21 protein-coding genes and 1 pseudogene are annotated in these 21,218 nt (G+C 30.2%); 3 read left to right on the top strand and 19 right to left on the bottom strand.

Annotation, left to right across the window (positions count from 1 at the left end; translation table 11 throughout):
- Positions 1-26 precede the first annotated feature (26 nt).
- The 5 genes from FYJ83_RS15115 to yqeC form a co-directional block, all read right to left on the bottom strand.
- Positions 27-1,205: a DUF3798 domain-containing protein gene (locus tag FYJ83_RS15115; protein ID WP_154441892.1), complete on the bottom strand. Its 1,179-nt coding sequence runs from the start codon at positions 1,203-1,205 to the stop codon at positions 27-29.
- 165 nt (positions 1,206-1,370) lie between these two features.
- Positions 1,371-2,519 carry a double-cubane-cluster-containing anaerobic reductase gene (locus tag FYJ83_RS15110; RefSeq protein ID WP_154441890.1) on the bottom strand — a complete coding sequence of 383 codons (1,149 nt, stop codon included), beginning with the start codon at positions 2,517-2,519 and terminating at the stop codon, positions 1,371-1,373.
- Between the two features lie 145 nt (positions 2,520-2,664).
- The gene (locus tag FYJ83_RS15105) at positions 2,665-3,459 is read right to left on the bottom strand and encodes an XdhC family protein (RefSeq protein WP_154441888.1); all 795 of its coding nucleotides are present in this window, start codon (positions 3,457-3,459) and stop codon (positions 2,665-2,667) included.
- 1 nt (position 3,460) lies between these two features.
- Positions 3,461-4,258 carry a selenium-dependent molybdenum cofactor biosynthesis protein YqeB gene (yqeB, locus tag FYJ83_RS15100; protein ID WP_154441886.1) on the bottom strand — a complete coding sequence of 266 codons (798 nt, stop codon included), beginning with the start codon at positions 4,256-4,258 and terminating at the stop codon, positions 3,461-3,463.
- A 192-nt stretch (positions 4,259-4,450) separates the two neighbouring features.
- On the bottom strand, positions 4,451-5,167 hold the full coding sequence (gene yqeC, locus FYJ83_RS15095) for a selenium cofactor biosynthesis protein YqeC (protein ID WP_154441884.1): 717 nt from the start codon (positions 5,165-5,167) through the stop codon (positions 4,451-4,453).
- Between the two features lie 146 nt (positions 5,168-5,313).
- Between yqeC and FYJ83_RS15090 the strand changes: the two genes are divergently transcribed.
- Together FYJ83_RS15090 and FYJ83_RS15085 are read left to right on the top strand one after the other, a co-directional pair.
- The gene (locus tag FYJ83_RS15090) at positions 5,314-6,387 is read left to right on the top strand and encodes a D-alanine--D-alanine ligase family protein (RefSeq protein ID WP_154441882.1); all 1,074 of its coding nucleotides are present in this window, start codon (positions 5,314-5,316) and stop codon (positions 6,385-6,387) included.
- A gap of 5 nt (positions 6,388-6,392) precedes the next feature.
- Positions 6,393-7,781, top strand: coding sequence for a UDP-N-acetylmuramoyl-tripeptide--D-alanyl-D-alanine ligase (locus tag FYJ83_RS15085; protein WP_326828352.1), 1,389 nt, complete (start codon positions 6,393-6,395; stop codon positions 7,779-7,781).
- A gap of 5 nt (positions 7,782-7,786) precedes the next feature.
- Here the strand turns inward: FYJ83_RS15085 and FYJ83_RS20035 are convergent, their stop codons facing one another.
- The 14 genes and pseudogenes from FYJ83_RS20035 to mobA form a co-directional block, all read right to left on the bottom strand.
- The gene (locus FYJ83_RS20035; protein ID WP_229768613.1) at positions 7,787-8,245 is read right to left on the bottom strand and encodes an MOSC domain-containing protein; all 459 of its coding nucleotides are present in this window, start codon (positions 8,243-8,245) and stop codon (positions 7,787-7,789) included.
- A 3-nt stretch (positions 8,246-8,248) separates the two neighbouring features.
- Positions 8,249-8,701: pseudogene (gene moaC, locus FYJ83_RS20030) on the bottom strand (cyclic pyranopterin monophosphate synthase MoaC); the annotation flags it as partial.
- Positions 8,702-8,703: 2 nt separating this feature from the next.
- Positions 8,704-9,660, bottom strand: a complete 957-nt coding sequence (moaA, locus tag FYJ83_RS15075) for a GTP 3',8-cyclase MoaA (protein WP_154441879.1) — start codon at positions 9,658-9,660, stop codon at positions 8,704-8,706.
- 103 nt (positions 9,661-9,763) lie between these two features.
- A complete protein-coding gene (locus FYJ83_RS15070) occupies positions 9,764-10,750 on the bottom strand; it encodes a Na/Pi cotransporter family protein (RefSeq protein ID WP_154441877.1) in 987 nt (328 codons plus the stop codon).
- A 72-nt stretch (positions 10,751-10,822) separates the two neighbouring features.
- Positions 10,823-11,248: a CBS domain-containing protein gene (locus FYJ83_RS15065; RefSeq protein ID WP_154441876.1), complete on the bottom strand. Its 426-nt coding sequence runs from the start codon at positions 11,246-11,248 to the stop codon at positions 10,823-10,825.
- 91 nt (positions 11,249-11,339) lie between these two features.
- Entirely contained in the window at positions 11,340-12,092 is a 753-nt protein-coding gene (locus FYJ83_RS15060; protein WP_154441874.1) for a tRNA threonylcarbamoyladenosine dehydratase, read from the bottom strand.
- A gap of 130 nt (positions 12,093-12,222) precedes the next feature.
- A complete protein-coding gene (locus FYJ83_RS15055; RefSeq protein WP_154441872.1) occupies positions 12,223-12,942 on the bottom strand; it encodes a peptidylprolyl isomerase in 720 nt (239 codons plus the stop codon).
- An 18-nt stretch (positions 12,943-12,960) separates the two neighbouring features.
- Positions 12,961-14,169 carry an ABC transporter permease subunit gene (locus FYJ83_RS15050; protein ID WP_195838022.1) on the bottom strand — a complete coding sequence of 403 codons (1,209 nt, stop codon included), beginning with the start codon at positions 14,167-14,169 and terminating at the stop codon, positions 12,961-12,963.
- On the bottom strand, positions 14,162-15,067 hold the full coding sequence (locus tag FYJ83_RS15045) for an ABC transporter ATP-binding protein (RefSeq protein ID WP_154441868.1): 906 nt from the start codon (positions 15,065-15,067) through the stop codon (positions 14,162-14,164). Before FYJ83_RS15045 ends, FYJ83_RS15050 begins: the two co-directional genes overlap by 8 nt.
- Positions 15,068-15,096: 29 nt before the next feature.
- Positions 15,097-15,819, bottom strand: a complete 723-nt coding sequence (locus FYJ83_RS15040; protein WP_154441866.1) for a peptidylprolyl isomerase — start codon at positions 15,817-15,819, stop codon at positions 15,097-15,099.
- A gap of 18 nt (positions 15,820-15,837) precedes the next feature.
- A complete protein-coding gene (locus tag FYJ83_RS15035) occupies positions 15,838-17,178 on the bottom strand; it encodes an ABC transporter permease (RefSeq protein WP_154441864.1) in 1,341 nt (446 codons plus the stop codon).
- A 40-nt stretch (positions 17,179-17,218) separates the two neighbouring features.
- Positions 17,219-17,941, bottom strand: a complete 723-nt coding sequence (locus FYJ83_RS15030) for a peptidylprolyl isomerase (RefSeq protein ID WP_154441862.1) — start codon at positions 17,939-17,941, stop codon at positions 17,219-17,221.
- Between the two features lie 18 nt (positions 17,942-17,959).
- On the bottom strand, positions 17,960-19,300 hold the full coding sequence (locus FYJ83_RS15025) for an ABC transporter permease (protein ID WP_154441860.1): 1,341 nt from the start codon (positions 19,298-19,300) through the stop codon (positions 17,960-17,962).
- Between the two features lie 639 nt (positions 19,301-19,939).
- Positions 19,940-20,536 (bottom strand): molybdenum cofactor guanylyltransferase, encoded by a 597-nt coding sequence (gene mobA / locus FYJ83_RS15020; RefSeq protein ID WP_154441858.1) that lies wholly within the window; start codon positions 20,534-20,536, stop codon positions 19,940-19,942.
- 156 nt (positions 20,537-20,692) lie between these two features.
- Here mobA and FYJ83_RS15015 point away from each other — a divergent pair, with 156 nt between their 5' ends.
- Positions 20,693-21,052 (top strand): winged helix-turn-helix domain-containing protein, encoded by a 360-nt coding sequence (locus tag FYJ83_RS15015; protein WP_195838021.1) that lies wholly within the window; start codon positions 20,693-20,695, stop codon positions 21,050-21,052.
- The last annotated feature ends 166 nt before the right edge of the window (positions 21,053-21,218 follow it).

The following is a 21,218-nucleotide window of genomic DNA, read 5'->3' as shown; positions in this document are numbered from 1 at the left end:
CAGGATATAATTACCCTGCATATAACTTAATAGTAAATTGATTCTAATATTAACATAAAGTAATTATCAGTATTTGAATCTATTGGTTCAAAATCTGCCCTTATTCCCATGGCTTTTTCTGAAAAATCATCTAAGAATTGTTTATTTAATATATCTTTATTTAATTCTAAATCATTTTCTATTATATATTTAGCCAACTCAATTTCAAACTTAGGTACATAAATTTGGGAAGGCATCGCCCAACCAGATAATCTACCTGTCATTTCAGCTTCTGCAGCCTTTTCAGTTATCATAGCATTTATCTTATCATAGTTTCCTAAGTCTTCAGCTTCTATTTCTAAATTCATTACTGTAGGATATGCCTGTGTAGGTGTAGGACAACATTGTTCAGCTACAGTAAACTTTAATTTTAGTGCCTCATCTAAAATTACATCATACATTGGACAATTACTACCAAAAATATTTGTATCTGCACCATATTTTCCTATTTGTCTTGGTATGTCTTCCCTTAAAAATTGTTGCATGGCAGCTGGCCCATCTCCAGTTTGTGGATCTGGAGTAATTATTTCTACAAATTCTAATCCTAATTCTTTACAGGTCTTTTCCATGGCTTCTTTTCTTGCTGCAACAGCTTCCTTAGCCAAATGTGTTGGGAATGAATAGTGTATAAATGTTTTTGCTCCCATTTCCTTAGCCTTAGTCGGTATAGTTACACCACGTCTTTCCCAATCCGTCGAAAAGTTTAAATCTATATATTTTGCCATTAATTCTGGTTCATCCATCATAGTAGCTATGGTAAGTATATCTGATCTTTTTTCCTTAATTTTTTCAAAGGCTGGTAATAACCCTGACTGACCTGAGTTTACAATTATAGCCTTCATATCTGGATCATCAGCTAAACTTAAAATTTGAGAAATACCTGTTTCTAATTCTGCATTGAAATTTTCTGGTAAAGTAATATGTTTTACCATATCTGGATACTTTTCTACCATTTCAGCTCCTGCTCTAAATTCATCTTCAGAAGTTGATAATGTTGGTGTTACAATTCCAATTTTAAAGGCCTTATTACTTTCTTCATTATTGGCAGCTTGTTCAACATTTCCTGCTACATCTTGTACTACTTCTTTATCTACATCTTTAGTTTGACATGCAGTTAAAGACATGACTAATACTAAAGATAAAACAAGTACAATTATTTTTTTCATCCTTTGTTTCCTCCTTGACTTTAGTTTGTTATTTATCAACCATACCAATTATATCTACTTATTTAAATACTGTGAAATTAAAAATATCTATAATAAAATAGCAACTATAGATAAACAACATTAACAACTCCGATTTTCAGTGCATAGCACCAAAAATCGGAGTTATTATATCATTTCCAAAAAGGCATTTATTCTTGTATTTATCTGACCAACATCTAGTTTTGAATAGTCTGTTTCAATATATAGATATGGTTTATCCTTCTTCTCTGTTACAAATCTTTTCACATTATATGACTCTACATTAAAAGTATGACAGGCTTGAAGGACTACTTCTATTACTCCATCAATTTCATATTCGTCTATCATTTCATCTAAGGCTTCAAATCTTCTTGGATTTGGAGTCATAACAGAACAGCTTACATTTAAGTATTTTTCCGTTAAGGCGTCTATTGGGTCTATGGTTTCATCAACTAAGGTAGCTTTTTCTCTTACTCCACTACAGTTTTCAAAAGCAACTATATCTGCTCCCGAATCTTCTATGGTTTTTAAAACTTTTTCTCTTACTCCTCCTACGGGACATCCAGTAATAAGTATTCTTGGTCTGCTGGACTTTGTTCCCTTTAGCTGATTTTCATATTTATCTCTTAACTCTTTTGTTCTTTCTTCTATAAAATCACATTGAGCTTTTCTATCAAATTGAAAACCTAAGGCTTCCATGGTTTCATTTACTTCACGACCTGATATTGGAGATGGATTTAATTTACCTAATTCATAAAAATCCAATAATACTTTCCTCTCCCTATTTCTTTCCTTTATTTCTTCTCTTAATATTTCATCTGTAATTTCTATATTAAATTTTTCCTCTAGTACTTCCTTTAGCCTAACCAATTCCTCTCTCCAATACCTAAATCCATGTTCTTTATCTTGTCCTTGAGGCAAGTGCATAACATGGGTAGGCCTTAGCTCATTTAATAGCTCGTACATCTTTTTCTTACCATCACAGGTTGTCTCTCCAACTATTAAGTCTGAGAAATAAAAATATGGACAGGTGTCTGATACTGCAAATCCATAACTAGATTTTATAAGTGGACAAAGATTTTTAGGTAAATGTTTTTCTGCATGATGTATTGGTACATCAGAAGTACCACATAGACTAACTGCTACAGCTCCTGCAGCATGAATAAGTTCAATAGGTGTATATGTACAAAACACTCCAACTACTGGTGTTCCCTTCTCCTTTAGAGCCTTTACCTTTAAAAATCCCTCTCTCCTTGCCTCTTCATAATTCTCGAAATTCTCTGGTAATTTTAACATAAGGTCACTCCTCTATAATTTCTCATATTATTATATAAGAGTAATGGAGATATAATCAAATAAGAGTTTCTTATAATAGATGTTTTAGTATAGAAAAACTAAATAACTCCGATTTTCAGTAACTAGTACCAAAAATCGGAGTTATTTATCTGTATTTCATATGTACTGCTTCTCCATTATTTCTTATTAGTTGGATTTCAGCCATTATACTCATTGCTATATCTTCTGGACTTCCACCAGATATTTTTAGGCCTATGGGGGCATATATTTTATCTAAGTCTTCTTTAGATATTCCCTTTTCTTCTAAACTCTTCATCATAGTTATTACCTTTTTCTTAGAACCCATGGCTCCAATATATTTTGCATTACTATTTGCTACTGCTTCTATGGCTTCTTCATCATAAGCATGACCTCTAGTAACTATAACAATATAAGTATTATCATCTATAGGGTATTTCTTTAAGTTTTCTTTTATATCACCTAAAACCAATTCATGGGCTAAAGGAAATCTTTCTTCATTTAGAAATTCTTCCCTATCATCAAATATTACTGTATTAAAGCCTAAAAAATTAGCAAGGTCATATATAGAATATCCCACATGACCTCCACCAGCAATTAATAGCTTTGGTTTCTGTTTATATACATCTATAAAGACATCTACCTCTCCACCACAAATCATTCCCAGCCCTTCTGAATTCAGCGGAAGATTTATACTATAACTTTTTCCTTCTTTTATGGCTTCAATACATAATTCTATAATCTTCTTTTCCAGTTTTCCACCACCAATAGTCCCATAAATAGTTCCGTCCTCTAATACTGCCATATTTGTTCCTTCTCTCCTTGGAGCAGAGCCTTCAGCTTTAGTAATAGTTGCTATGGCTAAGTCTTTTCCATTTTCTATATACTCTAAAGCCTTTTTCATTACAAACAAATCTGCCATATTAAATTCCCCTTTCCATTTTTAAATACTGTATTCCTTCTAAAACTCCACCACCAATGGCTCTAGCCTTATCTGAAATGGTAAAAGCATAGTCCTTTATTCCTCTAGGATCAATATCTCCTATTTTTAATCCCTTGGATACTTCCAGTCCTTCTTTTATCATTCCCCTAAGTATACCTGGTATCTGAGCTTTTACATGGACATTTCCTACTTTACAAATTATATCTCCTTTTTCTACAGTATCTCCTATGCTGAAAAATGTTTCTACTACTCCGCTATCTAAGGCTCTGATTATTCTTTCTTCCTTATATCCCATTGTTTCCCCTGGTATTCCTGTATTCTCTATTGCCTTTCCGTTGTATATAACTTTTCCCAAATAATGTCCTCTTTTACTTTCTACTACTAAATCAACATCTACTCCTGCTTCAAATCCTGGACCTACTCCTATAGTTATAGGTGCCATATCCCTATTAGTTCCTAAATTCTTTTTAGCAATAATAGCATCTACTACTGCAAGAGGTCTTATGTTTTTTATAATATCTCCCTTTTCATCTATATATACAGGAATACAATTTCTATCTAATATTTCATAAATATCTCCTATATCCCTTCCTAAAATAGCCTTAACTCCTTCTACTGTTATTTCTTTGCTATATACAGCTTCACTAAAGGCTACAGTTCGTCTAATTGCCAAAGGTTTATCTCTATCTAGAATTATAACCTTATATCCTGATTTAAATAATCTATATGCAATTCCAGTGGCTAAATCTCCTCCACCTCTTATGACTATGTTATTCATTATTATCACCTTCTATTATAAGATATTGCCTTTTTGGCAATGGATACTGAGGGCAAGTTTCTGCTAATATAGGAATATCTTTTTTAAATCCCTTTTAAGCTGACTATCTTCCCACTAGTTATTAATGTTTCCGTTTATTATAGCATAATCTATTTCACTGAACATTGTTTAGATTCCACAAGACTCTCCTAACTAATAAAACATCTTCCTTTGTATATCTGAAATAACTACATTTTTCATTCCTCTATTTAATAAACTTTCTCTTATTTTCATTCCTTCTTTTATTAAATCATGGTCATTAGCCTTATTTAACAAAAGGATCTTTTCACCCTTAGAGGATTTAAATAATCCTTCTTCATGTAAGACTAATTTTACTATAATATCTGCCTTGATTATATCTAATAGGCTTGTATTTGTAATCTTGGTAAAGATTTCAGGTCTATGGACATTTTCTTCATTTATAGCTCTTCCTAAAGAATCTAGTCCTATGACTCCTATGGTTTTTGTGGTATTTTTTGTGATTACTGGCTCATATGTCTCTGGAGCCTTAATAGGCTTCTTCTTGGCACCATCTGCCTCTATTAATATAAAATCAAATACTCTTTTTTCTATTATTTCATCTAACTTTTCTAAAGACACTCCTATTAGCTTTTCTCCTACTATTTTCTGTCCAAATATGGTTATGGTTCCATCAGTTGGTTGGAAGTCCTTTATATCTTCTAGGAAAAAACAATCATATTCTTTTTCATCTGGATTATATATGGCAGTTGTTGTTGTAATAAGCACTTTTTTATTTAATGATTTTAATTCTTTTGCCAACTGAAATATAGTCGTAGTCTTACCACCACCACCTACAACTGAAATTACTTCTCCATTGTTTAAATCTAGTTTTAGTATATTATATATCATCACTTTATCACCATTTCTATTTTATAGTCCTATTCTTAACTATACTATACTAAATATAAGTTAATTAATCTGTATTAATTTTACTTATTTAACTTATCATTATGATATAATCATATAGTAAACTTATGTAATATAGGAGGAAATTTATGAAAACAAATATTTATGTACTATGTGGCGGAAAATCCGTTGAACACGATATATCTTTAAGATCTGCATCAGCTATAATTAATGCTATAGATAGAAAAAAATATAATGTTTATCCAATCTACATTACTAACGGAGGCGTATGGTGTAATTTAGGATTGTGGGAAAATAAAATTGAAAGTCCAGATGAATTAAGAAGTATAAGTTCATCTACAGTATCCTTGTCCATGGGAGAGTTTTTAACCAATATATTAAAGGCAGATGAAGACAATTTAGTTTTTCCAGCTCTTCATGGTCCTAATGGAGAAGATGGTACTGTCCAAGGATTCTTAGAACTATTAAATATTCCATATGTAGGAAATGGAGTTTTATCTTCTTCAGTTGCTATGGATAAAGTAGTGACAAAGGACTTATTAACAAAATATAATATTCCTCAAGTAAAATACACTTCTTTTAAACTACATAGTTGGAAGGAAAATGAAGAAAAATCCTATGAAGAAGTAGAAAAAGAAATTGGTTATCCTTGTTATATAAAACCATCTAATGGTGGGTCTAGTGTAGGAATTAGTGTGGCAAGAAACCGTGAAGAACTTGTAAACTCTTTTAAAGAAGCTTTTCTTTATGACTCTAAAATAATCATTGAAGCAGAAATAGTAGCTCGAGAAATGCAAGTTTCTGTAGTGGGAAATCATAATCCTAAAGCATCAGTTCCTGGTGAATTTATTATGGAAAGACCATTTTTTGACTATAATGCTAAATATATAGATGGGAAACTTATACCTGTAGTCCCTGCAAGACTTACACCAGAAATAACAGACCTAGTTTGCAGAACTGCTGAAAAAACCTTTAAGGTTTTAAATTGTAGCGGTTTAGCTCGTGTAGATATATTTGTTACAGATAATAATGAAATCTTTGTAAACGAAATAAATACTATGCCTGGATTTACAGCTGTAAGTATGACTCCTGTTCTATGGAAAGCTACTGATGGTACTACTTATGGAGAATTAGTAGAAAGATTAATTAGATTAGGCCTTGAGAGATATAACGAGAGAAAAGTCTTAGTAAATAAGAGGTGAATAAAGTGATAACAAGAAGTTTACAAGAAATAGAAACTATGTGTAGTGGAACAGGATTAAAAGATAAATACAGTGATATTGTAATTAAGGGAGTTTGCACTGATTCAAGAAATATAATCCATGGTCAGCTATTTATTCCCTTAATAGGGGAAAACTTCAACGGCCATGATTTCATTACTATGGCAATAGGGAAAGGTGCTGTTGCTTGTATATGGAGCAAAGATGAGACCATGCCTGATTTGGATTTTCCTTTTATATTAGTTGAAGACACTACAAAGGCTTTACAGGAATTAGCAAAGTCTTATCGTAGTCAGCTAAATACAAAAGTAATTGGTATTACTGGAAGTAATGGAAAGACTTCTACTAAGGACATATTAGCAGGTCTTTTAAAGACTCAATATAAGACTCATAAAACCTTAGGAAACTTCAACAATTATATTGGACTTCCTTTAACTATTTTATCTATGGATGAAGACACTGAAATGGCTGTACTTGAAATGGGTATGGATAACTTTGGGCAAATAGAACTTTTAACTTCTATTGCTAGACCTGATGCAGCAGTTATTACCAATATAGGTGAAGCCCACCTAGAGGATTTAAAAACTAGAGAAAATATTGCTAAGGCAAAGCTTGAAATTTTAAAAGGATTAAAACCTAATGATTTTTTTCTATACTATGGTGATGAGTCCCTTCTAAAGAAGGAAATGAATAATATTTCTATAGATTATAATATAAAGACATTTGGCAATGATTCATCTAATGATTATCAGCCTGAAATATTATTTGTAAATGAAACTGGAGACTCTTTTTACTTAAAGGAGCCTAAATCTCCAGAGTTCTTTATACCAATGTTAGGAGAACATCAAGTACTTAATGCAACTGCTGCCATAGCTGTAGCAAGATATTTTGGTATTTCTTATGAAAATATTGAAAAAGGATTATTAAATATCGAAAAAACTGGAATGAGAAACGAATTGATAAAAGGAAATAACATTACAATCTTAAATGATTCTTATAAATCAAATCCTTCTTCTGTTTTGGTGGCTTTAAATACTATGTATTTTATGGAAGGATATGACCAAAAAATCGTTGTACTTGGAGATATGCAGGGTTTAGGTGATGATGAAATCAATATGCACAAGGAAATTGGGCTTAAAATCGATTCAAGTAAAATTGACTATGTATTTACTTATGGTCCCCTTTCCAAACATATTGCAGAATCAGCAGTTTTAAATTTTGGAAAAGATAAGGTATATTCCTTTGAATCCCTTGACCATAAGAACAAGTTAATAGAAAAAATTAAAGAGGTTATAAAACCGAATTCCTTGATTTTAACAAAAGCTTCTAGGGCATTGGCAATGGAAGAAGTAGTTGAAAGTTTAATAGGCTCCTAAGGAGCCTATTTTTTACACTTTATTATTTCTATGATGTCTCCTTCTTTTATAAGACCACCTTTTATAACTTTTGTAAATATCCCTTCCTTTGGCATTACACACTTGCCTACTTTTTGAGCAATCTCACATCCTGTATGACACTCTTTACCTATTTGTGTTACTTCTTGAATAGTCTCTCCTATGACTAATTTTGTTCCCACTGGTAATTCATATAGAATTATTCCTTCAGTAGTTATGTTTTCTGCAAATATTCCAGGTACTAAACCTTTTACACCTTGTTTTGTCATTTTTTCAAAGCTTTCTATACCCAATAAACTTACTTGTCTATGCCAATTTCCTCCATGGGCATCATTTTCTAAACCAAAATCTTCCACAAATATTCCTTCTTTTATTGGAGTTTTAACTACTCCTTTTTCATTTGAAATATTTATAGACAATACTTTTCCTTTTAATTCCTTTGACATATAAACCCCCGACTTTCCACCAGTTTTTTTAACTAATCTTATATCGCTAATTATCATGCTTTTATCTATGGCTTTACACATATCATATATGGTTAAACAAGTAATGGATACTGCTGTCAAAGCTTCCATTTCCACCCCAGTTTTTCCTGTAGTTCGGGTTTCTGCCTCTATTTCTATACAATCATCCATTATATCAAATCTAATATCTGCACCAGTTAAAAGTATACTATGACACATAGGAATTAATTCACTTGTCCTTTTAGCTCCCATTATTCCCCCAATTTGAGCCACAGATAAAACATCACCTTTTTTTATAAGACCTTCTCTTATTTTTTGTATTGTGTCTATTTTCATCTTGATTTTGCCTCGAGCCACAGCCGTTCTCTTAGTATCTTCCTTATCTCCTACTTCTACCATATGGGCTCTCCCATATTCATTAAAATGAGTGAATTCCATGCTTACCCTCCTATTTGGTTCATATTTCTTTTTATATATTCTCCATCTTCTAAATGATGGGACTCTTCTTTTTTTCCTATGGAATCTATTATTAGCTTCTTTATATCTTGTCCACTATTTAAGGCTTCTCTTATATCTATTTCAATATCTGAATGTAGACATAGCTTTAGTCGTCCTTGAGAAGTCAGCCTAACTCTATTACAGTTTTCACAAAACTTACAGGATATTGGATTTATTATACCTACCTTGCCTTTTCCATTTGGAAGTTTATAATAAACAGCAGGAGAAGATATATCTTCCCTTGGAACTGGCAGAAGATTACCTACCTTTTCTAATACTCTATTGTTAGAAATAAAGTTTTCTTTAGCCCAGCTTGCAGCTTCACCTATGGGCATCAACTCAATAAATCTTAAATCTATATTTTCTCTTTCTGTTAATCCAACTAGGGACTCTATTTCATCATCATTAAATCCACCTATTAAAACAGTATTTATTTTTATGGGAGTTAGTCCTACTTTTTTAGCTTCTTCTATGCCTTCTAATATCCTATGAAGATTTCCTCCTCTAGTTATGGTTCTATACTTGTCCTCATCTAATGTATCCAAACTAATATTTACTCTATTTAATCCTGCATCTTTTAAATCCTTTGCATATGCTTTTAAGAGAATACCATTAGTAGTCATAGCAATATCTTTAACTCCATGAAGCTTCGATACTTTAGATATAAGCTCTACTATTCCCTTTCTTACAAGAGGCTCTCCTCCTGTAAATCTTATTTTATTTATACCTAGTTCTACAAATATTTCTATTATTTCATATAGTTCTTCTAAGGTCAAAATTTCATCATGGGAAAATTTAGAAATTCCGTCTTCAGGCATACAATACTTGCATCTTAGATTACATCTATCAGTTAGTGAAATCCTAAGATAATTTATTTCCCTTCCAAAAGAGTCCTTCATTTAATCACCTTTTCTTTAGATTTCCATGTGCTAATTATATTATAACTCTATTAAAGGTTTCTTTCCAGTATCTTAATAATGGAAAGAAATAAAACCCCGTAAATTACGAGGTTTTACTTTTATATATCTTATTTTTGGGACTTATGACCCTGTTTAAAAATTCAACATAATACTTTGTAAAAGGCAGAAAGATTATGGCATTTATTATATTAAACAAGGAATGGGAATTGGCTATATAAGCTGATATATTTGCATTAGGCTGAAAATACTCTGTTCCACTTACAATAATCTTCATAAACAAAGGCAGCATAATTAAAACAAATACTACTCCAACTATATTATATAATGTATGAGCCCAAGCAGTTCTTCTAGCATTTATATTACCTGTCAAACTTGATACTTGTGCTGTAATACAAGTTCCTATATTATCTCCCAATACTATATAGATAGCAGTCTTCAAATCTAGAAGTCCTCCTTGTCCTAGTACCATTACTAGTCCAATTGTCCCTGTACTGCTATGAACCATGGCTGTAGTCAAAACTCCTAAAAGAATACCTACTATGGGATTTGTCGCATAATCAGTAAAGAAATACTTCAAAAATTCATTATTCTGCATATATGGGATTCCATCATTTAAAATCTTAAGACCTAAAAATAACATTCCAAACCCCATTAAGGATTGACCTATATTTTTTATACTCTTATTTTTCACAGATTGATTTATCGCAAATCCTATTCCAAGTATAGGTAATGCCAAATCCGTTAGTTCAAACTTAAAGCTAAATGCCATAAGTTGTGCTGATACTGTGGTTCCTATATTTGCACCATAAATAATTCCTATGGCCTGGGAAAGATTCAATACTCCAGAGTTTACAAATCCAACTGTTAGAACTGTAATGGCTGTACTACTTTGGACTATACCTGTCACTATGGTCCCTACTAAAAAAGCACTCCATACATTTCCAGTTAAAGATGTAAGAATCTTTTTCATAGTTTTTCCTGCATTTTTTTGAATCCCATCACTCATCATATCAACGCCATACATTAAAAGAGCCGTTCCTCCAATAATGCCGAATATCAACTCTATCATTCTATACCTCCATCATTAGTATTTACTACCTATGATACTTATAATTATATGATAGAGTTTTTTTTATATAACTTAATCTAAATTATCTTCCTTCTGTTTCAATAATAAATCTGCACAATAGTTGATTATATCGCTTCTCTTTATAATTCCTATAAATATTCCCTGATCATCTACTACTGGAACAAAGTTTTGATTCTTTGCAAGTAAAATCAAATCTTCCATATTTGCACTTATGGAAACTGTATGACTCTCTGTACGTCTTTGAACATCTTTAATTGGTATTTTACTTGTGCCATCAACTGTGAGGTCATCTGTATTTTTAATTTTCCAAAGTAAATCACCTTCAGTAATAACACCAACATATTTACCTTTTTTGTCAATAAGGGGTATTGCTGTATACCTATGATGTTCCATTTTTTCTAAGGCTTGACGCATTGTAGCATTTATTGTCTCATAAACTATTTCGCTTTTGGGCGTTAGGAAAAATGCTATATTCATATTAATCCCCTTTTCATTAAAATTTTTAACTTCCTTACTTATTTTATATCTTCACAGGATAATATTCAACTGCAAGTCTCAGTATCCTATATTAAAATTCTATTATATCCTTTATAACTTCTCCAGCAATAATAAGTCCTACTACTGATGGGACAAATGCTACACTTCCTGGAATTTGTCGTCTTGCAGTACATTTTCGCTGTGTACCTGGAGGGCAAACACATTTAGTATTACAATTATCTTCTTCATTTTCTATGGGTTTTAGTGCTGGTTCCTGTGAATAGACTACCTTTAAAGAATCTATTCCTCTTTTTCTTAATTCAGAACGCATGGCACGAGCTAAAGGACATATACTTGTCTTATATATATCTGTCACTTGAAACTTAGTTGGGTCAAGTTTGTTTCCTGCACCCATGGAACTAATAATAGGGGTATTACATTTCTTTGCTCTTTCTATTAACATCAACTTAGATGATACAGTATCTATAGCATCTACTATATAATCATACTTAGATAAATCAAATTCATCTGCATTGTCTTTTCCATAAAAGGTCTGATGTATTTCTACATTTACCTTTGGATTTATTTCCAATATTCTATCTCTCATGACTTCAACTTTATTTTTTCCTATGGTTTTTCTTGTGGCTATTAATTGTCTATTTATATTTGTTAAACATACTTTATCATCGTCTATTATAGAAATATTGCCTACTCCACTTCTCACTAAAGCTTCTACAGTAAATGAGCCTACTCCACCTACTCCAAATACTGCAATAGATGAGTTTCTTAGTTTATCTACACCTTCAGTTCCAAGTAAAAGTTCTGTTCTTGAAAATTCGTTCATCTATTTCTCTCCTTAATCCAGTTTCTAATTTAAAAATCCCACATTAAAGTGGGATTCAATAATATTATACTACTTAATCAAAAGTATATCTATATATGATTATAAAAATGAGTCTATTAGTACATTAGTATTATTTTCCTTCAAAAGGTACTATCTCTATGGTTTCAATGACTACATCTTTTATTGGCTCCATATTTAGAGGGTCTATTTCTAAGTTGTTGATTTCCATTACAGTGTCTATTCCATAAAATACTTGTGCAAAGATTGTATATTCTCCATCTAATGCAGATATTCCTCCCAGTGCCTCATAGGCATCGATTATATCTTTAGACTGTCCATCTTCATCCATTTCTCTCATCATTTCAAAATATTCTTCTTCTAGTCCCTTCCTATATACAATATAAAAAGTACTTCTGTTTTTATTTGGCTCAACTTTCGCTAGTCCCACTGCCCCTGTAATATGAACATAATTTTCGTCAAATTCATCATCAAAAGGATCTCCAAATATGCTTTTTCCCTTTTCATAGTCCTTATGTTTTCCTGATTGAATAAGATAGTTTGGTTCTATTCTAGTAATTTTTATACCATTATAAAACCCTTCTTTGGCTAAAGTTGTAAAATTTTCAACTGCCATAGGTGCTATATCTGGAAATAACCTTATTTTCATAATTCCCATATTTGTTGTAATTACAGCTATTTCTTCTCCTACCTCTGGCATTTGAACCTGTTCTAGCTTTAATTCTCCAATCTCTGTATAACCATTTACTACCTGTCCTGTATTATCTTTCTTGCAGCTACTTAATATCATAGTTAATATTAAAATAATAAATATTAAATTCTTCCTTTTCATTGACTTTACCACCTTTTATTATTCTCTTGAACCTAAAAAGTCCTTATGAATAAATTTTTTGTAGCTTATTACAAATAATACTATTGCCATTATACTATTTAACATTATTCCTAATAAATAATTGGAATTATTATTTACTTCTATGACATCTTTAATATATAAATATGAATAAGGGTAGATTAGATTAATTATGGAATGTCTTGAAACAAAGTTTTTTAGTATAAAAGCTAATCCTATGATCATAGTGGAAAAACCTAAAGTTTTCCCGCTTGAATCGGTTATAATAGATATTCCTAAAGTCAGCACTATGGTAAAAAGTAAAATTGGAAATAGTAATATAAAGCCTCTTATTACATAGTTTACTAAGGATAATATCATATATTGACCTTGATTATTGAAAGCTAATTTATTTATGGCTTCTGTTGTAACAAATGGATAATTCATATTTCCTACTCCATGGATAATACTTACCATGGCAAAATTAAATATAGCCCCTACTACAACAAGTATTGTAGATATAATGATTATTGAAACTACTTTACCGAAAAATATTTGATTTCTTTTATACGGTTGAGTATATGATAACTTATAACTTCCCTCTTCAACCTCTGATAGATAAATATCCATAGATAATAAAGCTATAATTATCATTATAATAATAAGATTATTTCCATCTAAAAACCTTACTAATGAATTTGCTCCAGTCATAGTATATGGATTGATAATTGGCTGTATTTCATTATCTAATATATACTGGTTAATATATATCCCCTTATGTAGATCATCCATAGTAAAATTGTTCTCATTCAAAAACTCTTCTTTAATATTATTTTCTTCTATGTTTTTTATTATATCTCTGTATCTTGAGTTCTGTGTAGATACTATTCTTTCATAAGTTTTTGGATTATCTTCCTCATATACAGATGATATAAGAATTAGTTTTAGCCTTTCTCCTGAATAAAATTTTATTTCTCTTTCTAATTCTTCTCGCTTCTGCAGACTTAAATCTTCAAACTTTTCTAACATCAACTGATTAGATGCCAGAATTGAACCTGCTCTTTTATATTTTCCTTCATAAAATTTTGCAGTGTCTCTCATGTATATATCATATTGTTTTGAATTATAGTAATTGATACCTAATAAATATGCGAAGAATAGAATTATAATAAGGATATTCTTTCTGCTCTTAAAGAACTTATATATTTCATTTCTTATTATCTTATTCATCTCCATACACTTCCTTATATACTGCTTCTACATCAATACTCTCCTTATGTATATCTAATATCTTAATCTTTACTTTTATAAATTCTTGCAAAATAATATCCAGTTCTTCTTGATTATCTAATTCTACTTTTATGGTATCAGTAGATATTTTTTCTGCCTTACCTATTTTAATTTCTTCAGTTAGTATCTTATATGCCCTATCATTGTCATTTACTTGAAATATATATCTATATCTTTGTTCTAAACTTTTAGGTGTCTCAATGATTTTTCCTTTATTTATACATATGATTCTATCTGCTAGTTTTTCCACTTCTCCCAATTGGTGAGAAGAAAATAATATGGACATATCCTCTTCTTTAATCAATTTTTGTATTGTATTTCTTAGATGTATAATTCCTGTTGGATCTAACCCACTTGTTGGTTCATCTAATATAATGAATCTAGGTTTACTCATAATGGCTATTCCTAAACCCAATCTTTGCTTCATACCCATAGAATATCCAGAAACCTTTCTATCTAGTGCCTCTCCTATTTCTGTAAATTCATAAATTTCCTTTACTCTTTCCTTTGAAATATTTCTCAACTTTGCTATCATATTTATATTTTCTCTTCCTGTCATATCTTGATAAAGTCCAGGATTTTCTATTAAGGCTGCTTGTGATTCCAATGCCTTTTCTCTGTTTTTAAATAAATCATATCCATTAATTTTTATTTCACCACTATCTGGATAAATTAAATTACATATACATTTCATAGTAGTAGATTTTCCTGCTCCATTTGGTCCTATAAATCCTACTATTTCATTTGGTTTTACATATAATGAAACATCATCTAGTACCTTCTTTTTACCATAAGTTTTATTTAGGTTTTTCACTTCTACTACATAATTTTCCCCCATATTTATCCCTCCATTAAATTTCCATTCTTCTATCTTACTCCTTCAAAAGGTACAATCTTTATGGTTTCAATGATTACATCTTTTATTGGCTCGTTGTTGATAGGGTCTAGTTCCACCCTATTTATTTCCATTAAAGTATCTACTCCATAAAACACCTGTGCAAAAACTACATACTTTCCATCCCAACCTGGAAGCCCTCCCATAGCTTCATAGGCATCAATCATGTCCTTAGAACGCTTATCTTTATCCATCTCCCTCATTACTTCTATATATTCTTCTCCTAATCCATCTTGAGATATAATGTGTAAAAAGCTACTATCTTTGTCCTCTCTAGACTGTGCTATTCCCACTGCACCTGTAATATGACCATAGTTTTCATCAAACTCATCTTCAAAGAATCCTGCGAAGCTGTATTCTCCATTATTATAGTCTTCATGTTTTTCCATCTGGATAAGATAAGTTCTCTCTATCCTAGTAAATCTGATACCATCATAAAACCCTTCTTTAGCTAAAGTTGTAAAATTTTCAACTGCCATAGGTGCCACATCTGGAAATAACCTTAGTTTCATAACTCCCATATTGGTTGTAATTACAGCTATTTCTTCTCCTACTTCTGGCATTTGAAGTTGCTCTAATTTTAATTCTCCAATCTGTGTATATCCATTTACTATTTGTCCTGTATTATCTTTCTTACAACCACCTAATATTATAGTTAATATTAAAATAACAAATATTAAACTCTTCCTTTTCATTGAATTTACCACCTTTTATTAAATTTCCTTCCTTCTAAAATATCTACAACCTAATGTTAATAATATGGCTGTTGTGACAAATAGAACAATAACACTTACAAGCCCTGTAACATTATAGGTTCCTATAATGATTCTTGAAGCATTTTCCATGGTAAAAGGACTTAGATTAAGATGTTCGTCATATTTAAATGGACTACTTACTAATATTCCTATGGCAAATATACCTATACCTACAGCAAAACTTATGATTTCTTTATTTACTATGGCAGATATAAGCTGTACTAAAGCTACGCAAAATCCTACAAATAATATGGTTAGTAATAAAACCATAAATAAGTATTTATAGAATTCAATTACTTCCATATTCTTATGCTCATATACCCATATAGCATCATGTTTGTGAATTGGTGCGACATAGTTAAAATTATGGAATAAAAGTCTAAGGTTTCCGATTCCTATTTCTTTCTTTAAAGTATCAAAATAGTTAGGTACTGGTATAAAACTACTCATAATACCCTTAAAATAAATGGCAGGATATTTCATAGATACAAAACCATTTGTAAATCCTAATATGGTACTTATAAGTATTCCAGGAGTAAAAATTACAAATAACACATGAATAACTCCACTTATCCATTTGCTTATATAATACTTCCATCTACTGATTGATTGGGTAATGACTAGTTTTAAGCTACCAGTGTTTTTCTCCTTATTTATACTATTATAAACAAAGAGTATAGGTATAAGGATTATAAACTTAGGAATAATTTTAAAGAAATATTCATAAAGATATGTAATGTTATTGGTATCATCTAAGTATATTGGTTCTAAATCATTTTTATATAATTGATAATAATATTTTGATACTAATAGAAAGGTATCTCCCATTTTATCAATTCTATTCATAGGAGTAAGATCTATATCTTCATAAACTATTCCATCACTAACATCATTCCACATATCTATAACCTTTTTATAAAAGATATTATTCAAAATATAATCCTGACGTACAGAGCTGTATTTTGACATCAAAAGATTATAAAAAGCATTTAATCTATTTAATTCTTCTATGTCTTTTTCCATATCAGCATTGATTATATTTTTTTCTGTGTCTATTAAGGTAGTCATTGCTTGATATGCTTTAGGATAAAGAGTTTTCCAGTCTTCAAAAGAATTTATATTTGAAGCGCCTTGCAGTAAATAATAATAGGGATTATGTCCTTTAAAGAACCTACTCTCTCTAACTTTTTTTGTTTCTGATATATGTAATATAGACATAATGCACAATGCCAATATGATAAAGTAGGTCAATGGACTTCGTAACTTCTGTTTTAAATCCATCTTTATAAATGTAAACATAAATATTCCTCCTTCTAAGGATTCTACAAACACATTAATATTATTTTCCTTCAAAAGGCACTATCTCTATGGTCTCAATAACTACATCTTTTATTGGTGCATCGTTTAGAGGGTCCATTTCTACTTTGTTTATTTCCATTAAAGTATCTATTCCATAAAACACCTGTGCAAAGATTGTATAATTTCCATCTAGTCGAGGTATCCCTCCCAGTACTTCATAGGCATCTATTCTGTCTTTAGACTGTCCACCTTCGTCCATTTGCCTCATCATTTCTATATAATCTTGTTTTAGCCCACCTTGTGATATAATATAGAAGGTACTACCATGTCTACTACTACCTCCAAATTTAGTAAGTCCCACTGCACCTGTTATATGAACATAATTTTCGTCAAATTCATCTTCAAAAAAATCTCCAAAGATACTCTTACCTTTTCCATAGTCCTTATGCTTCCCAGACTGAATAAGGTTATCAAGAATTATTCTAGTAATTTTTATGCCATCATAAAACCCTTCTTTGGCTAAAGTTGTAAAATTTTCAACTGCCATAGGTGCCACATCTGGAAATAACCTTAGTTTCATAACTCCCATATTGGTTGTAATTACAGCTATTTCTTCTCCTACTTCTGGCATTTGAAGTTGCTCTAATTTTAATTCTCCAATCTGTGTATATCCATTTACTATTTGTCCTGTATTATCTTTCTTACAACCACCTAATATTATAGTTAATATTAAAATAACAAATATTAAACTCTTCCTTTTCATTGAATTTACCACCTTTTATTAAATTTCCTTCCTTCTAAAATATCTACAACCTAATGTTAATAATATGGCTGTTGTGACAAATAGAACAATAACACTTACAAGCCCTGTAACATTATAGGTTCCTATAATAATTCTTGAAGCATTTTCCATGGTAAAAGGACTTAGATTTAAATTTTTATCATATTTAAAAGGACTACTTACTGATATTCCTATGGCAAATATAACTGTTCCTATAGCAAAGCTTATAATTTCTTTATTTATTATGGCAGATATAAGCTGTACTAAAGCTACGCAAAATCCTACAAATAATATGGTTAGTAATAAAACCATAAATAAGTATTTATAGAACTCAATTACTTCCATATTTTCATGCTCATAGACCCATATAGCATCTTGTTTGTGAATTGGTGCAATATAGTTAAAGTTATGGAATACAAGTCTAAGATTTCCGATTCCTATATTTTCCCTTAAACCATCAAAGTAATTAGGTACTGGTATAAAACTACTCATAATACCTTTAAAATAAATGGCAGGATATTTCATAGATACAAAACCATTTGTAAATCCTAATATGGTACTTATAAGTATTCCAGGAGTAAAAATTACAAATAACACATGAATAACTCCACTTATCCATTTGCTTATATAATACTTCCATCTACTGATTGATTGGGTAATGACTAGTTTTAAGCTACCAGTGTTTTTCTCCTTATTTATACTATTATAAACAAAGAGTATAGGTATAAGGATTATAAACTTAGGAATAATATTGAAGAAATATTCATAGAGATATGTAATGTTATTGGTATCATCTAAGTAAATTGGCTCTAAATCATTTTTATATAATTCATAATAATATTTTGCTACTAATAAATGTGTATTTCCGTCTTTATCAATTCTATTCACGGGAGTAAAATCTACATCTTCATATTTTATTCCACCACTAACATCATTCCATATATCCATAACCTTTCTATAAAAGATATTATTTAAAATAGAGTCCTGACGTACAGAGCAATATTTTGACATCAAAAGATTATAAAAGGTATTTAATCTATTTAGTTCTTCTATGTCATTTTCCATATCAGCATTGATTATATCTTTTTCTGTGTCTATTGAGATAAGCCTTGCTTTATATGCTTTTGGATAAAGTATTTTCATCTCTTCATTATAATGTTCATCTGAAGCACCTTGTAATAAATAATAATAAGGGTTGTGTCCTTTAAAGGACCTCCTTTGTCTAACTTTTTTTGTTTCTGCTATATATAATATAGATATAATACATAGTACCAATATGATAAAGTAGGTCAATGGATTTCTTAGCTTTTGCTTTAAATCCATCTTTATCAGTGTAAGCATAAGTATTCCTCCTTTAGATATTTTCCTAAAAAGCTATTATCTTTGCTATTTAATCAACACTTTTGTTTCAACATGACATGACTGATTTAAAGACTGTTAATAAGATTACATAATATGATATCAAACTTATAATTCTCACTCAATGAATTTAGTACGACACTTTTCGACATTTGTGTTTTTTTGCCCTATTATGAATTATTTAAATATTAATTGTTAGTAACCAAATGTCCAAATTTATTAGAATTTGGACTTATTGGGTTATTGTTAAATTTAGATTTTACCTTCTGCTGGTGATACAATCTTTCTAACATTTAATACACCATTGATTTTATTTAAAATTATATTAGCACAATTTTCCAAAAATTTGTTAATTATTGTACCAATAGTATGTATTTTTGTACCAATGGTAAAATAAAGGCAGATAAATTAGGTTTTGTTGGATATAAATAAAAAAAGTTTAGAAAAATCTAAGCTTTATTTTCTGTACCCTAAATTAATCTACAAAAGTATATTTAATATTTATAGAGATTTATATAACTTAGTTGTCAACTTTGACATAGAAAAAGAGGCGTTTCATAACTGATTTATCAATTATGAAACAACCCCTTACCTCTAAAATCATTATTATATATTTTTATTTTAATCTATCTTCTTTAAATAACCTATTAAATCCTCTTGAGTATTTAAATTAATAAACATATCCCAATTTGGACTAAACTCCCTTGCTTTACTTTCTTCTACATATTTAATATTTAATTCTTTTAATAGAGAATTAATGGACCTTCGTTGATTTAGTAGATGTTTTTCAATATTTTCTATAATTCCTTTAGAGTAGAAACCATTAAAAGGTTCTACTAATTCTCCATATTTAGTAACACTTCCATCTATATTTTCATTTCCTATAAATTCTTTCATATATCTAATATAGTCCAAATTAATATGAGGCATATCACAGGCAACTACAAAGGCATATCTTGATGAGGAAAGTTTTAAACCTGCATGTATTCCGCTTAGAGGACCTTTGCCTTCTATTATATCTTTAGTTACTATATACTGATTTTTATAATATCCTTCTGGCTTATTAGTGACTATAATTATTTCTTTAAATTCTTTCTTTAGCTTATTTATTACTATATCCATTAATCTATCTTGATTGACTTCTATAAACTGTTTATCAAAACCCATTCTGGAACTTTTACCTCCAGCTAATATTATGGCTGTTCCAAAGCTTTTCATTTTATCACCTTTTGATATAATATTTGTTCTTTAATTATAATATCATATATATTTATAGATATGTAGTGTCCTTTACTATATTATATTTGCAAATGCCTTTACTATAATCTATAATTATATATAATTAATTATCTAATTGTAATGGGAGTTGGTAATATGTCCAACAATTTCAATGATAAACTAGATTATCATATTAAGGCTACAATATTTTTAAATGATTCAATATTTGGTCCTGGCATTGCTAAAATTATGGAGTTAGTCAAAGATACTAATAGTCTGTCAGAAGCATATAGAATTATGGGCTTATCTTCTAGTAAAGGTTGGAAGATTATAAAGAAAGCAGAGGAAAGTTTAGGGTTTCCTTTATTTATAACTACTAGAGGCGGCAGTGGAGGAGGTAAATCTCAACTTTCCAAAGAAGGTGAAGAATTACTAAACAAATATGAAACCTTTATATCTAAATTAAATATAGAAGGAGATAGGCTTTTTAAGGAAATCTTCTTAGACAGTAAATAAAACCAATTCCAGATAGAATTGGTTTTATTTATTATCTTTAGGTAGTGTAAAATAATCTGTGCTTTTACGAAATAAAATTCTCTTTTCTGGCAAGAATCAAAATATGATTTGAACCAGAAAGGAGAATTTTTTATGTCAACATTACCAAAAGAAGTTTTAAGAAATA

This window comes from Tissierella pigra (assembly GCF_009695605.1).
Classification (GTDB): domain Bacteria; phylum Bacillota; class Clostridia; order Tissierellales; family Tissierellaceae; genus Tissierella; species Tissierella pigra.
The sequence above is the reverse complement of the archived record's forward strand: the minus strand, read 5'-3'. Positions and strand labels throughout refer to the sequence as shown.